The organism is Jeotgalicoccus aerolatus (genome assembly GCF_014635205.1).
In the GTDB taxonomy this organism is placed as follows: domain Bacteria; phylum Bacillota; class Bacilli; order Staphylococcales; family Salinicoccaceae; genus Jeotgalicoccus; species Jeotgalicoccus aerolatus.
The window spans coordinates 1-13,534 of the sequence record NZ_BMCN01000001.1 but is presented as its reverse complement, the minus strand read 5'-3'; the positions used below and the strand labels follow the sequence as shown (position 1 = coordinate 13,534).

Genomic DNA, 13,534 nt, shown 5'->3' with positions numbered 1-13,534 from the left:
TCTTAAATCAATTCTTAAGAATCTATTAAGATTTCATTTTATAACCCATTCCCCATACCGTTTCAATATAATCAGTATTTGGATTTGCTGCCGCAAGCTTACTGCGCAGATTGCTCATATGAACATTAACTGTATTATCGTCGCCCTGGAAGGGTTCGTCCCATACAGTTTCAAAAATATTTGCTTTAGAAAATACTTTGTCAGGCCGCTTCATCAATGTTGATAAAATCGTAAATTCTCTAGCTGTTAAAGTAATCTTCCTGCTATTCACAATGACTGTCTTAGCATCAGCATTCAAAATAATATCCTTATAGGTTAATATGTGAGCTGATACCTTCTCTTTTTGGTATGACCGTCTTAAAACAGACTCAATCCGTGCAGCCGCTTCTTCAATATCAAAAGGTTTTGTTATGAAATCATCCGCACCCATTCTGAGCGCTTTAATTTTTACTTCCTGTTCATTTTTAGCAGAAATAATAATGACCGGTGTCTGTTTTCCATTGATAATTCCAGCTAATATTTCTTCACCCGGCATACCTGGCAGCATGAGATCAAGCAGAATTAGATCCCAGTCATCCCGGTCGATATACAGCATCGCTTCAGTTCCCGAATACGCAGACTGCGGTATATAGCTGCTGTCTTTAACAATATCTGACAGTAGAGTATTGATCGCTTCGTCATCTTCAACAACTAATATCCGCTTATTAAGTTCCATAAGTGAGTCTCCTCTATAAATGACGTTACTTAATTATAAACATAAAAAATGTCTCATGAAATCCATCCAAGGAAATCATGAGACATTGACCCATTTATTTATATAAAATTTTCAGCTACTTCTACTGTCTTATGCTTCAGCAGGGTTAAGTTGTAACTCAAGAGTTACTTTAACGTCTTTAGATACAAGTACGCCGCCTGTTTCCAGAGTTTGGTTCCAAGTTAAACCGAAATCTTCGCGGTTGATTGTGAACTTAGACTCGAAACCGTAAACTGTCGGTCCGAAAGGACTTACACCTTGACCATTGTATTCAAGTGGAATAGTGACTTCGTTTGTTACATCTTTGATAGTCAGATTTCCTGTAACATTAAATGATTTGCCTGAACCTTCAATTTTAGTTGATTCGAATGTCATTTCAGGGTATTTTTCTGCATCAAAAAAGTCTGCAGAAGTTAAGTGAGCGTCACGGTCAGCGACTTTAGTATTGATAGTTGCTGCATTCGCTTTACCTGTAATTTCTGCTGTTGTGAAATCTTCAATATTGTCAGCTTCAACATCAATTGACCACTCACCGAAAGTTCCCTTAACTTTAGTTACCATCATGTGTTTTACCTGAAATTCTAATTCTGAGTGTGCTGTGTCTGCTGTAAATTTAGCCATAATTAATTCATCCTCCATAGATTTGTTTTGATTTTTAATGAAATACTTCGCTTTCGAACTATCACAATAATTATATTAATACACATGGTTACAAAAAGCAAGTAACAAACTTAAAATAAATTAAATTTAATCCATTTTCTTATTTTAAGTCCATCAATCATCGATTGCCTGTTTTCTGTAAATTAAACATTTTTCCTTAGCAGTATTAATATGTTGACCTTTATTAGGCATGCGTGTATCCTTAATCTCATTAATTAAATATTTTCTTATCCAGAGAGGTGAAGGGACTGGCCCGTTGAAACCTCAGCAACAGACCATTTGGTACTGTGCTAATTCCAGGAGCATCAACTGCTCAAAGATAAGCTGAGGACTTCCCCATCACTTATCTTTAAAGATAAAGGATGGGGATTTTTCTTTAGGAGGATTTTAGATGTCTAATAAAAAAGGCAGCTCACTCGCATTGCTGCCCTTAGTTATATTTGTCGCCTTATTTATCGGTACCGGGCTGTTCGCAGGTGACTTTAATGCAATGCCGATTACTGTTGCAGCAATTATTGCTTCAGTAGCAGGATTCTTTTTATATTTGAAAGAGCCGTTTAAAGATAAACTGTCAGCATACTTAAAAGGCGCTGCACAGGAAAATGTCGTGATGATTGTCGTCATCTTTTTACTATCCGGTGCATTTTCAGGTGTTGCCAATTCGATGGGCGCCGTTGATTCGACTGTAAACCTCGGTTTAACATTTCTTCCGGGCAGTCTGCTTTTAAGCGGAATATTTATTATCTGCTGCTTTCTTTCATTATCAATGGGAACGAGTATGGGAACAGTCGTTGCGATTGCACCGATAGCTGTCGGAATTGCGGAACAGACAGATATCGGGCTGCCGCTCGCATTAGCGACAGTAATCGGCGGTGCAATGTTTGGAGATAATTTATCGTTTATATCTGATACGACCATAGTTGCCACACGTACACAGGGTGTAAAAATGATTGATAAGTTCAAAGTAAACTTCTGGATTGTGCTGCCTGGTGCTATTTTAACTGTCGTTATTTTGTATTTCATTACAGCTGATGTTTCACTCGACCAGACAGAAAATTACGCGTATAACTTAGTCGAAGTACTGCCCTACCTTGCTGTCCTGATAATTGCACTGCTGGGTGTCGACGTAATGATTGTCCTGCTCGGCGGCGCAGTATTTGCCGGAGTGCTCGGATTATTTACAGGCGCTTTTGATATATTCACACTGATCACAGCTGCCGGTGAAGGTATTGCAGGTATGCAGGAAATAGCAATTATTACTATATTAATAGCCGGAATGATCGGACTCGTCAGTCATTACGGTGGAATCAACTATCTGCTTGAGACGATTATGAGCCGCATTAAAAGCAAAAAAGGCGCTGAACTCGGAATTGCAAGTTTAGTCAGTGTCACAGATATGTCGACGGCAAATAATACAATTTCAATTATTATGACCGGACCGCTGGCGAAAAACATTACTGATGAATACGATGTTGACCCGAGAAAATCTGCAAGTATACTGGATACATTTGCTGCAGGATTCCAGGGAATCATACCGTACGGCGGACAGATGCTTGCCGCTTCAGGACTCGCTGCGGGTCTGTCGCCGGTAGAAATAATTCCTTATTCAATATATCCTGCACTATTAATTATCAGCGGAATTATCGCGATTTTAATCGGCTATCCAAAAAAATATTCGAAAGCATAAAAAATGATTTAAAAATCCCCCTTAACAATGAACACTGGTGTGCTCCTTGGTAAGGGGGTGTTTTTCTGGAGGGTTTGGTGATAAATCTGATGATCTGTTCTGATTCATCACCAATCAACCGAATATTATATCTCTAATCATATACATTTCTTTAGCAAAGACTGAATCTTTAATATCAGCTATTGTATCCTCAATGATCTGATAGGAACTCCGCGCTTCATCTACTCTGCCCAATTCAAATAAACTCAGTGGATACACCATACTTCTAACAGCGAATGATACACGGTCGAGCTGATGCTGTGCCTGAGGTCTTTCATACATTTTATAAGAAAAATTTTCTATTACTCGGAACATTGTTGTACGGTTTTGCCTACGATAATTTACCTTACTGGATTATTCACAGTATCAGCTTTATCGCTTTGATTACCGTTACACTCAACTTCCTCAACAACCGTGTCATCGAAGAGTCGAAAGCGGATGTAATTAAAGTTTCAAAAGAGATTGATATTTCTAATGACCTCCATGAAAACGCCAACATTTAACATTATATATTACTCATTGTCTGATATAATAATGAGTAATATATTACATAAGGATGTTTTTATGACGGATTATAAAAAAGAGTACGAATCTATCTTCAGCGGTCTTTCCGATGATGACCAGCTCGCTTTTAATTCGCTGAATCAGGAGTTTGATAAACACTTTGTCACCAAAGATGCGAAGTATGAAAAGCTCTATATAATGGCCGTATCCATGGTTGATTCAGGAAAAAATTACGTGGAATACTACAATGCCAAAACGAAAGATGTTGCCCGTGTAGCATCTAAAGATTTACCTAAGCACCGTAATAAATACTGGTCTGATGCCGCGATTTTAGGTGTATATTTTGCTGTATTATTTTCAGTCACTATTTTTATTCTGGGTGAAATAGTCATTTCATTTGTTCTGCCTCTAGTGATTATTTTAATTTTATTGATGGTGCCCTTTATGAATACCGGCATTAAACATCAGACCTCACGACGCGGCAATAATCAGATGTTATCTGGTCTCATTTTTATTATTTTATTTGTCAGTGCTAATTTATTGATTCTTTTTATGAACTCAGAATTTCTAAGCGCCCTGAAAATTACAGCACTCGATGCTTCTTTCGCAGAATCACTGCTCTACGTCTTATTTATTATCGTCACAGCCGCTTCTGTGTACTTCATTTTCTCCAGTGAGTCATGGGCGAGTAAATTAATTTTTATTGTGCTGTTGATTTACAGTGCCGGACGCCTCCTCTATCCGTTTGATATTTTAAACGGGCTGTCGGAGTTTATCGTGCAGTACTTTATGTTTATTGGGCTGATTCTCATTATTATCGGCCAGTATATCAGATCAAAACAAGCGAATAAGGAATCATAAAAAAGCGTACTGTCTTTTGACAGCACGCTTTTGTTAATTCATATCTGTTGATTTCGGCAGTCTGAATGCCAGTACAAAACCGATAAATGCAAGTACACCTGCAAACAGGAATGACATATTTACGCCGTGAATCATACCCTGAACCCCGTCTTCAGGAATCATCGTATTCGTCATAATCGATACTAGGAGCGCTGTACCTACAGCACCTGCAACCTGTCTCATCGTATTATTCATCGCTGTCCCGTGGGGTACCAGCTTATTCGATAAGCGGTTGAGTCCTTCTGTAGTCACCGGCATCATTACCATCGCGACACCAAGCATCCTGAACGAATTGACTACTGCAAGATACGTAAATGTCGTTTTTGTATCCAGATTTGCAAACATCATTGTCGTAATCGTAACTAAACCAAGTCCGATGACGGCCAGCCATTTCGCGCCGTACTTATCGAACATTCTGCCCGTAACAGGACTCATCAGTCCCATAATCAATGCACCTGGCAGCAGCATCATGCCTGATTCCAATGCGCTGAATCCGAGCATCGTCTGCATGAATATCGGCAATATAACAGCCCCGCCGATCATCGCCATAAAGACAATCATCCCAAGTGACGTTGATAAAGTAAATATTTTATCTTTAAATACGCCAAATTCCAGTATCGGTTCTTCCAGTCTGTTTTGTCGTTTAATAAACATATAAAGCGCCAGCGCACCAATAATAATTGGCAATATCACTGTCAGACTCAGCCAGCCGCTGTTTCCTGCAGCACTGAAGCCGTAAAGCAGTCCGCCGAACCCAAGCGTTGAAAGAATAATTGACGTCATATCCAACTTCGGATTTGTTTTTTCCGTGACATTTTTTAATATAAAGTACGCAACGATTAAGTCGATTGCAACAATCGGCAGTACCATATAGAACAAACCGCGCCACGGATAGATATCGATAAACCACCCTGACAATGTCGGTCCGATTGCCGGAGCAAAACTGATGACGAGTCCGAACATCCCCATCGCTTTCCCGCGTTCATTACGCGGATAGACGAGAAATAGTATCGTCTGCATCAGAGGCATTACAATCCCTGCGCCTGCAGCCTGCAGTACACGTCCGCCTAAAAGTACCGGAAATGACGGCGAGATGCCGCAAATCAGCGTACCGAGCCCAAAGAGTGACATTGCTGTAAAGAACAATGTTCTCGTTGAGAATTTATTGATTAAAAATGCTGTAATCGGAATCATAATCCCGTTAACAAGCATAAATACCGACTGCAGCCATTGTGCAACATCCGCGTCCAGATTTAAATCTGTCATGATATGCGGTATCGCCGTTGCCAGGAGCGTCTGGTTCAGTATTGCCGCAAATGCACCGGACAGAAGCACTGCCATAAGTATCGTTCTGCTGTTCTTAGTTAATTTACTGTTCTTGTTATTTTCCAAAGACATTCCTTTTCCTTCTTTCATAGACATACATAATAAATGATTGTATAATACAACTACTTACTAAGTCAATCATAAAATCTGAAAGGCAGTGTACATAGAGATGGTAAATGATGAATCAGTGGAAGTTTTGGAATTGGAAATCGCGATGATGGTCCGCGCATTGAGATCACGAAATGCCGAACAGGATAAAAAACAGGAGCTGAAACGCGCCAGTTATTTAATTTTGCTGCTTCTGTCCAAAAATGGCCCGATGGGTGTCAAACTTATAGCTGAAAAACTTCACCTCGATATTTCAACAGTCAGCAGACAGGCGGCTGATTTACTCGCTGACGAACTGCTTGAAAAGAAACAGTCTGAAACGGACCGCAGATCGTACTTATATGATATTAACGATAAGGGCTGGGATGTCCTTACTCATAACAGATACGGCAGACAGAAACGCTTCTCCAGAATGATTGAAGAATGGGATGAAACAGAAATTGAAGAGTTTGCACGTCTGCTTCATAAATTTAATCAATTGATGGAATAAAAAAACCGCTTCACCTGATTCCGGTGAAACGGTTTTTATCGTTATTCAGTCAGTTCATTAAAGAAGTTAATTAATTTCGTGTTCATATCGTCCTGATTTTCAGTATATAAATACTGATGGCCTTCGTTTTCATAAGCCGTGAGTTCCACGTCTTTGTTTTCTTCTGTCATTTTTTCATACATTTGCACAGATTCCGAAAACGGTACTCTCACGTCGTGATGAGAGTGGAAAATTCTGAGCGGCGTACGGATTCTCTGTGTATTGTTTAACGGAGCAATGCACTGCATAAACTCATCGTGCTCCCCGATAAAACCGTACTCATGCGAACGCTGTTCCCTACGCCATGCCGGCGTATTCGACAGCAGCGTTGTAAAGTGTGATATCCCGACGATATCCACCGCGCCTTTCCATAACTTAGGGAACTGGGTAATTAACAAGAGCGTCATAAATCCGCCGTAGCTCCGTCCCATTATAAATATATTATCTTTATCAGACTGGTGATGGTCAATTAAATGCTGGCGCAGTGCCACAACATCTTTAGCTGCATCCATCCGTTTCTCCTGATTATCCAGGCCGATATAAAATTTGGAATAGCCTGTTGATCCCCTGATATTCGGTACAGCAATCTGATAGCCTTCTTTATAGAGCTTATAATACAATTCGTTGAACTCCGGACGGGCCTGGGATTCCGGTCCGCCGTGAACATGAATTGCAGTCCCTCTCTGACTGCCTTTTTGCTCATATAAATAATATGGTACATCCAGACCGTCAAATGACGGGTACGTGGCATGCATTGTCTGAATTTCAATATCAATATCTTCATTGCCGAATAATTTTACCGTGCTGTTTTTCGTTAAATCAAATTCATATACAGCATGCGGTGTTACCATGCCGGAATACAGCACATACAGTTTATCATTTGAATTCACCAATGAATGGATGACGCCCCTCGAGTAAAAATCCAGAGATTCCAGAAGATCATCCTGGACGTTATATTTAAACAGTTTTGAGAATCCCTGCTTGTTCACTTCAAAGATAACGGTATTTTTATCTTCAAGGACAATCACTTTTTCAATATCCCATTTAAAGTACGTCAGCTTTTTAAACTCAAATGTGTTTTTATTTAATTTATATAAATTCAAATGTCCCTCTAAATAATCGCTGGTAAACAAAGCCTCAGCTTCATTTAGTGAACGGTAGCTGCCGAAACGCCCTGCAGGCAGACCGGTCTCTTTTAATACATTCTCATCAACATTATACAAACAGACTGTTTTGTCGATATTATTTACAGCCTGAGTCATCAGTATATGGTAATCATCAAACTTACCGGTAATTGAAACCGGTGTGTCAAACGAATTAAGCACTTTCCGGCTGCCGTTTGATATTTCAACCAATTCAAATGTTTTACCATCTTTATGATGTCTTAAGAAGATAAACTTCCCGTTCATATGAATGCCGTAGTGATGGTAATAATCATCATCCGACGTCAGCTGAACTGTCTCTTCATCTTTAAAATATGTCAGCTGTTCCCGCTCGTTACCGTTAAAATCGGTTGCAATTAACAGTCCCCCGTCTTCAAACCAGTAATTTTTAACATTTTCTTTCTCGTTGGACACTTTTACATAACGGTCATCTTTTAAGTTATAACTGTGTAGCTCGCGTTTTCCCGTCTCATCTGAAATTACATACAGATTTTCTTTACTGCTGTCCAGTTTTAACGAGAGATATTTAGTAAACTCAGTCACTTCTGCACCTTCTTTAATTGATGTAGTTCCTTATATATAAAAATACCCTAATCCTTAGAGAAATGTAAGGATTAGGGTCTGAATTTATAATTATTGCTTATTAAAGTAATCTACAGCAATCTGTGTACCGACTTTAGCATTGTTATATACTAATTTGATATTTGCATCTAAAGATTTACCTTCTGTTTTTTCGACAATTTTACCAAGCAGGAACGGTGTTGAATCTTTACCGCCGATGCCTTTCTCTTCAGCTTCCTGAACTGCTTCCATAACGATTTGGTCGATATATTCTTTAGGGAGCTCATCGCTTTCTAAAATAGGGTTGGCAATAACAGTGCCGCCCCCCAGTTCAAGGTCGTGTTTTGCTTTAATGATACTTGCAATTTCTTCAGTAGAATCTGCAGTCGTATTAAGTTTAATATCACTCGTACGAGTAAAGAAAGCAGGCAGTACATCTGTTTTATAACCGATGACCGGCACACCTTTTGTTTCTAGATATTCCATCGTTCTATCTAAATCTAAAATTGATTTTGCACCTGCACAGATTACAGCAACATCTGTTTTACCAAGTTCATCAAGATCGGCTGAAATATCCATCGTATCTTCAACACCGCGGTGAACACCGCCGATACCGCCGGTTACGAAGAATTTTATCCCCGCCATTTCTGCACAGATCATCGTTGAAGCAACCGTCGTTGCACCGATGCGCTTTGTAGCAACGATTTCTGCAAGGTCGCGTCGTGATACTTTCGCTACACCTTCAGAGTTACCCAGCTTTTCTAATGATGCTTCATCTAAACCAACTTTAATTTTTCCATCCATGATTGCAATAGTTGCTGGTGTTGCGCCGCCTTCACGAACAATATCCTCTACTTTTTTAGCCATTTCAATATTTTGCGGGTAAGGCATACCATGTGAAATAATAGTAGATTCCAAGGCGATGACCGGCTTATTACTGTCTAAGGCTGCTTTAACATCAGGGTGTAATTCGATTAAATGATTCATTTAACTTCCTCCATGTCTTTAATAAGTTGTTTTTCTGTTAAATCTTGACGAACGGTATACGGTGTTTCAATTGTCTTTTTGCTGTTCATCATAGCCATCTTCACTATATCATCAATTGGATAGCCTTTCAGCCAGCCATGTACAATCGCACTGGAGAATGAATCCCCGGCGCCTGTTACGTCGACTACATTGTCAGATGGAATGATACTGTATACTTTACCGCCGTCTTTTTCGCTGTAAGCTATGGATTTTACTCCATTGGTAACAATTACATGACTCACACCTTCATCATTCCACATTGCTGCAGATCTCAGCAGCTCTTCATCACTGTTAATCTTTATATTAAAATGTGTTTCTGTTTCATCACGATTGACAATTAACCAGTCTACAGGATCTAGATTATCAGGCAGACGGTTCATTTTTGGACCTGATACAGGAATAAGCACAAGTTTGATATCATGCTTTTCTGCATAGGCACATAAAAAATCGAGTGAAACTTTCGGTGTATTTAAATCTGCAATGATGCACTTGGCACGTTTTAATATGTATGTCTGCTTAATCAGTACTTCAGGTGTCAGATAGTCATATATATTCATATCTGCCAAACCATACTCCATCTCGCCCTGGTGACTAATTAAAGCCGTATAACAGCCTGTACTCTGACCATCTATATACTCTGCAAAATCCAGATTAATAAACGGTGCTGACAGATCATGAATCGTCTGCCACTCACTGTCGTCCCCGCGTGCCGTTATTAAAGCGACGCTTTCGCCGAGTCGGCCGAGATTTTCACCGATATTTCGTGCTACACCGCCGACAGACTGTGCAGACTGAATCGGATTTGATGTCCCATGAATTAATTCCTCATCAACAAAAAACTTTCTGTCGAGGTTGGCAGCACCAATACAAACGATTGGATACTCTGCATTCAATACGTAAGCTTGTCCTTGTATAAATTCTTTCTTTACAAGATCAGAAATAATCGCAGCAACTGAAGAACTTGTCAGACCTACTTTTTTAGCCAGCTCTGTTTGTGAAATAAAAGGGTTATCCTTAATATGTTTTAAAACGTCATTTTCTTTAGGATGCATTGTTATCCTCCTGACTCACTTTTTACTGCTTTAAATAATAATAAATTTAAGCAATAAAAACTTATTTTAACATAAATTAAGATGATTATTGTTAATAAGTTACACTATCTATGAAATTTTTGAGAATATTTTCACTAAATCCTAATAATTCAAAGTATTTATAGAAATTTCCGTAATTTTCGATAATAGAATCATACGCTGCCGATATATCTATAGGATCAGATTTCAAAATATTTAATGGGCACGCACTTAGCATTTCATTTAAATTACTTTGAATATAAGTATAGCTCACTTCATAATTCGCTAAGATATCCAGTTTGTCTACCCCTAAAAGACCCATTAAAAGCATAGAAACAACACCTGTTCTGTCTTTGCCTGCCGAACAGTGATAGAGCACACCGCCTGAGCTGTTTAGTATAATTTGCAGTACTTTACCAAGCTGTTCTTTTTCTTTAATAAGACCTGTATATATCATGCTGAGAACGGGATCATTTTCTAAATCAAGATCTTTAAAATTTTCTTTGCCAGCTGCAGTAACATCCAGCAAATTCACATGATAAAAATCCATGTCTTTATATCCGTTTAGCGGATTAGGACTATTTTAAAGTTCTGTATCAGACCGTAAGTCAATCACTGTTCTAACGCCGTAATTATAGAGCATTTCTTTATCAGATTCTGTCATCAGGCTAAGGTCACTTGAGCGCAATAACTTATGCCACTCTGTAATAGATTGATTTAGTGCAGCATAACCGCCAAGGTCTCTGCAGTTAGTAATACCCTCTAAAGGAAGACGAATATAGTTTCTGTCAGTCATAAAAATAACCCCTGTCATATATAATTATCATGTAGTCATTATATAACATTCTCGATAAGAACAAAAAAAATACACTGTGCACTATGCACAGTGTATGTATACCACCGGTCGGGATCGAACCGACACTCTCTAACGAGAATTGGATTTTGAGTCCAACGCGTCTGCCAATTCCGCCACGGTGGCTCATTAAAAAAAAAGACTAATTAGTCTTCTAATTAGTTAAATAATATGGAGCGGAAGATAGGATTTGAACCTATGTCTTGCTTCAGGAAGAAGCATGTTCTAAACACTAAACTACTTCCGCATGAAAGTATAGTTTAAGGCGCCAACCGGATTTGAACCGGTGATAGAGGATTTGCAGTCCTCTGCCTTACCACTTGGCTATGGCGCCAAAGGAATCTATAAAAACTGGGCTGGAAGGATTCGAACCTTCGCGTCACGAGACCAAAACCCGTTGCCTTACCGCTTGGCTACAGCCCAAAAATGGGGCGGCTGATGGGGATCGAACCCACGCATGCCGGAACCACAATCCGGTGTGTTAACCACTTCACCACAACCGCCATTTTAAAATGCAGGGGTAGTAGGAATCGAACCCACATCAAAGGTTTTGGAGACCTCTATATTACCATTATACGATACCCCTATACTAATGGAAGGGGGCAGATTCGAACTGCCGAACCCGAAGGAGCGGATTTACAGTCCGCCGCGTTTAGCCACTTCGCTACCCTTCCGTAAAATATGCCGGCCAAAGGACTTGAACCCTCAACCTACTGATTACAAATCAGTTGCTCTACCAATTGAGCTAGGCCGGCTAAATGGTGGTTCAGGACGGAATCGAACCGCCGACACTGTGAGCTTCAATCACATGCTCTACCAACTGAGCTACTAAACCACTATATTAAATTATTATATTAAAAAATGGCGGTCCCGACGGGAATCGAACCCGCGATCTCCTGCGTGACAGGCAGGCATGTTAACCGCTACACCACGGGACCTAAAATATATTTACATAAAAATAATTGCGGGAGAAGGATTCGAACCTACGACCTCCGGGTTATGAGCCCGACGAGCTACCACTGCTCCATCCCGCGCTAATATTATTAAATTAAAAATGGCGGAGGAAGAGGGATTCGAACCCCCGCGAGCCGTTAAGCCCCTGTCGGTTTTCAAGACCGATCCCTTCAGCCGAACTTGGGTATTCCTCCGCGATATAAAGTTATGGTGGACCTTGCAGGACTCGAACCTGCGACCCAACGGTTATGAGCCGTTTGCTCTGACCAACTGAGCTAAAGGTCCAAATATGGTGGCGGCAGAGGGGATCGAACCCCCGACCTCACGGGTATGAACCGTACGCTCTAGCCAGCTGAGCTACGCCGCCGAGTTAAATTAATTATCACTATAACTTTGCTTTTAAATAATGGTGGAGACTAGCGGGATCGAACCGCTGACCTCCTGCGTGCAAGGCAGGCGCTCTCCCAGCTGAGCTAAGCCCCCATTATAAACATTAAATTTTAAAAGAGTCGGGAAGACAGGATTCGAACCTGCGACCCCTTGGTCCCAAACCAAGTGCTCTACCAAGCTGAGCTACTTCCCGTTTCTATAAGCGCGCCCAAGAGGAGTCGAACCCCTAACCTCCTGATCCGTAGTCAGACGCTCTATCCAATTGAGCTATGGGCGCATTGCAATATTTTTCTATTATGGTGCCGAGGACCGGAATCGAACCGGTACGATAATCACTTATCGCAGGATTTTAAGTCCTGTGCGTCTGCCAGTTCCGCCACCCCGGCTTAAACTGGAGCGGAAGACGGGATTCGAACCCGCGACCCCCACCTTGGCAAGGTGATGTTCTACCACTGAACTACTTCCGCTGACTATACTATTTAAAAAACTTTGATTAAAAATGGTGCGGGTAAAGGGAGTCGAACCCCCACGCCGTGAAGCGCTAGATCCTAAATCTAGTGCGTCTGCCAGTTCCGCCATACCCGCGTATTTAAATGTGAGCCATGCAGGATTCGAACCTGCGACCCTCTGATTAAAAGTCAGATGCTCTACCAACTGAGCTAATGGCTCTAAATAAGAGATGGTGCCGGCCAAAGGACTTGAACCCTCAACCTACTGATTACAAATCAGTTGCTCTACCAATTGAGCTAGGCCGGCTGCATGGTGGAGAATGACGGGTTCGAACCGCCGACCCTCTGCTTGTAAGGCAGATGCTCTCCCAGCTGAGCTAATTCTCCATGTAAGTTATTATTATCTTATATATTGAGTTAAAAATCAATCATTATTTTACTTAATTTTATTAAAACAGCCTGGCAGCGTCCTACTCTTGCGGGACGTCAGTCCAACTACCATCGGCGCTGGAGAGCTTAACTGCTGTGTTCGACATGGGAACAGGTGTGGCCTCTCCGCCA

Annotated in this window: 11 protein-coding genes, 23 tRNA genes, 1 rRNA gene, 1 pseudogene and 1 riboswitch; of the genes and pseudogenes, 4 read left to right on the top strand and 32 right to left on the bottom strand. The window is 40.6% G+C overall.

Annotated features, from left to right (window positions below; all coding sequences use genetic code 11):
• Positions 1–25: 25 nt before the first annotated feature.
• The gene (locus IEU81_RS00185; protein WP_186089741.1) at positions 26–715 is read right to left on the bottom strand and encodes a response regulator transcription factor; all 690 of its coding nucleotides are present in this window, start codon (positions 713–715) and stop codon (positions 26–28) included.
• Positions 716–844: 129 nt separating this feature from the next.
• Positions 845–1,375 (bottom strand): YceI family protein, encoded by a 531-nt coding sequence (locus IEU81_RS00180; protein WP_186089739.1) that lies wholly within the window; start codon positions 1,373–1,375, stop codon positions 845–847.
• Between the two features lie 263 nt (positions 1,376–1,638).
• A riboswitch (SAM riboswitch) is annotated at positions 1,639–1,740 on the top strand.
• Between the two features lie 65 nt (positions 1,741–1,805).
• Here IEU81_RS00180 and IEU81_RS00175 point away from each other — a divergent pair.
• Positions 1,806–3,101: a Na+/H+ antiporter NhaC family protein gene (locus IEU81_RS00175; RefSeq protein ID WP_186089738.1), complete on the top strand. Its 1,296-nt coding sequence runs from the start codon at positions 1,806–1,808 to the stop codon at positions 3,099–3,101.
• Between the two features lie 114 nt (positions 3,102–3,215).
• Here IEU81_RS00175 and IEU81_RS00170 read toward each other — a convergent pair whose 3' ends face one another.
• A complete protein-coding gene (locus IEU81_RS00170) occupies positions 3,216–3,362 on the bottom strand; it encodes a hypothetical protein (RefSeq protein WP_186089736.1) in 147 nt (48 codons plus the stop codon).
• Positions 3,363–3,376: 14 nt separating this feature from the next.
• Here IEU81_RS00170 and IEU81_RS00165 point away from each other — a divergent pair, with 14 nt between their 5' ends.
• Together IEU81_RS00165 and IEU81_RS00160 are read left to right on the top strand one after the other, a co-directional pair.
• Positions 3,377–3,643 carry a hypothetical protein gene (locus IEU81_RS00165; protein WP_186089734.1) on the top strand — a complete coding sequence of 89 codons (267 nt, stop codon included), beginning with the start codon at positions 3,377–3,379 and terminating at the stop codon, positions 3,641–3,643.
• 31 nt (positions 3,644–3,674) lie between these two features.
• Positions 3,675–4,505, top strand: a complete 831-nt coding sequence (locus IEU81_RS00160; RefSeq protein WP_186089733.1) for a hypothetical protein — start codon at positions 3,675–3,677, stop codon at positions 4,503–4,505.
• A 33-nt stretch (positions 4,506–4,538) separates the two neighbouring features.
• Here IEU81_RS00160 and IEU81_RS00155 read toward each other — a convergent pair whose 3' ends face one another.
• Positions 4,539–5,942: a DHA2 family efflux MFS transporter permease subunit gene (locus IEU81_RS00155; RefSeq protein WP_092598907.1), complete on the bottom strand. Its 1,404-nt coding sequence runs from the start codon at positions 5,940–5,942 to the stop codon at positions 4,539–4,541.
• Between the two features lie 124 nt (positions 5,943–6,066).
• Between IEU81_RS00155 and IEU81_RS00150 the strand changes: the two genes are divergently transcribed.
• Positions 6,067–6,468, top strand: a complete 402-nt coding sequence (locus IEU81_RS00150; RefSeq protein WP_186089731.1) for a MarR family winged helix-turn-helix transcriptional regulator — start codon at positions 6,067–6,069, stop codon at positions 6,466–6,468.
• A 41-nt stretch (positions 6,469–6,509) separates the two neighbouring features.
• Here the strand turns inward: IEU81_RS00150 and IEU81_RS00145 are convergent, their stop codons facing one another.
• The 28 genes and pseudogenes from IEU81_RS00145 to rrf form a co-directional block, all read right to left on the bottom strand.
• The gene (locus tag IEU81_RS00145) at positions 6,510–8,213 is read right to left on the bottom strand and encodes an alpha/beta hydrolase family protein (protein ID WP_092598901.1); all 1,704 of its coding nucleotides are present in this window, start codon (positions 8,211–8,213) and stop codon (positions 6,510–6,512) included.
• Positions 8,214–8,303: 90 nt separating this feature from the next.
• Complete coding sequence (locus IEU81_RS00140; protein ID WP_186089729.1) at positions 8,304–9,218, bottom strand: pseudouridine-5'-phosphate glycosidase; 915 nt, start codon at positions 9,216–9,218, stop codon at positions 8,304–8,306.
• Positions 9,215–10,309, bottom strand: coding sequence for a carbohydrate kinase (locus IEU81_RS00135; RefSeq protein ID WP_092598895.1), 1,095 nt, complete (start codon positions 10,307–10,309; stop codon positions 9,215–9,217). The genes IEU81_RS00140 and IEU81_RS00135 overlap by 4 nt, the downstream gene beginning before the upstream one ends.
• Before the next feature lie 91 nt (positions 10,310–10,400).
• Positions 10,401–11,123: pseudogene (locus IEU81_RS00130) on the bottom strand (tyrosine-protein phosphatase).
• Between the two features lie 99 nt (positions 11,124–11,222).
• A tRNA-Leu gene (locus IEU81_RS00120) sits at positions 11,223–11,306 on the bottom strand.
• Positions 11,307–11,352: 46 nt separating this feature from the next.
• Positions 11,353–11,427 (bottom strand) — tRNA-OTHER (locus IEU81_RS00115).
• A 16-nt stretch (positions 11,428–11,443) separates the two neighbouring features.
• Positions 11,444–11,514, bottom strand: a tRNA-Cys gene (locus tag IEU81_RS00110).
• A gap of 17 nt (positions 11,515–11,531) precedes the next feature.
• Positions 11,532–11,603, bottom strand: a tRNA-Gln gene (locus IEU81_RS00105).
• Positions 11,604–11,607: 4 nt separating this feature from the next.
• Positions 11,608–11,683, bottom strand: a tRNA-His gene (locus tag IEU81_RS00100).
• A 12-nt stretch (positions 11,684–11,695) separates the two neighbouring features.
• Positions 11,696–11,766 (bottom strand) — tRNA-Trp (locus IEU81_RS00095).
• 7 nt (positions 11,767–11,773) lie between these two features.
• Positions 11,774–11,854, bottom strand: a tRNA-Tyr gene (locus IEU81_RS00090).
• Between the two features lie 8 nt (positions 11,855–11,862).
• Positions 11,863–11,935, bottom strand: a tRNA-Thr gene (locus IEU81_RS00085).
• A gap of 4 nt (positions 11,936–11,939) precedes the next feature.
• Positions 11,940–12,015, bottom strand: a tRNA-Phe gene (locus tag IEU81_RS00080).
• Between the two features lie 27 nt (positions 12,016–12,042).
• Positions 12,043–12,118 (bottom strand) — tRNA-Asp (locus tag IEU81_RS00075).
• A 24-nt stretch (positions 12,119–12,142) separates the two neighbouring features.
• Positions 12,143–12,214 (bottom strand) — tRNA-Met (locus IEU81_RS00070).
• 21 nt (positions 12,215–12,235) lie between these two features.
• Positions 12,236–12,328: transfer RNA gene (locus IEU81_RS00065), tRNA-Ser, on the bottom strand.
• Between the two features lie 14 nt (positions 12,329–12,342).
• A tRNA-Ile gene (locus IEU81_RS00060) sits at positions 12,343–12,419 on the bottom strand.
• Positions 12,420–12,424: 5 nt separating this feature from the next.
• A tRNA-Met gene (locus IEU81_RS00055) sits at positions 12,425–12,501 on the bottom strand.
• A 40-nt stretch (positions 12,502–12,541) separates the two neighbouring features.
• A tRNA-Ala gene (locus IEU81_RS00050) sits at positions 12,542–12,617 on the bottom strand.
• A gap of 26 nt (positions 12,618–12,643) precedes the next feature.
• Positions 12,644–12,717 (bottom strand) — tRNA-Pro (locus IEU81_RS00045).
• A 10-nt stretch (positions 12,718–12,727) separates the two neighbouring features.
• A tRNA-Arg gene (locus tag IEU81_RS00040) sits at positions 12,728–12,801 on the bottom strand.
• A 20-nt stretch (positions 12,802–12,821) separates the two neighbouring features.
• Positions 12,822–12,910, bottom strand: a tRNA-Leu gene (locus IEU81_RS00035).
• Between the two features lie 6 nt (positions 12,911–12,916).
• Positions 12,917–12,991: transfer RNA gene (locus tag IEU81_RS00030), tRNA-Gly, on the bottom strand.
• Between the two features lie 33 nt (positions 12,992–13,024).
• Positions 13,025–13,109 (bottom strand) — tRNA-Leu (locus tag IEU81_RS00025).
• An 11-nt stretch (positions 13,110–13,120) separates the two neighbouring features.
• Positions 13,121–13,193: transfer RNA gene (locus tag IEU81_RS00020), tRNA-Lys, on the bottom strand.
• A gap of 11 nt (positions 13,194–13,204) precedes the next feature.
• A tRNA-Thr gene (locus tag IEU81_RS00015) sits at positions 13,205–13,280 on the bottom strand.
• Positions 13,281–13,284: 4 nt separating this feature from the next.
• A tRNA-Val gene (locus tag IEU81_RS00010) sits at positions 13,285–13,360 on the bottom strand.
• A gap of 70 nt (positions 13,361–13,430) precedes the next feature.
• Positions 13,431–13,534 (bottom strand): 5S ribosomal RNA (gene rrf, locus IEU81_RS00005); the annotation flags it as partial.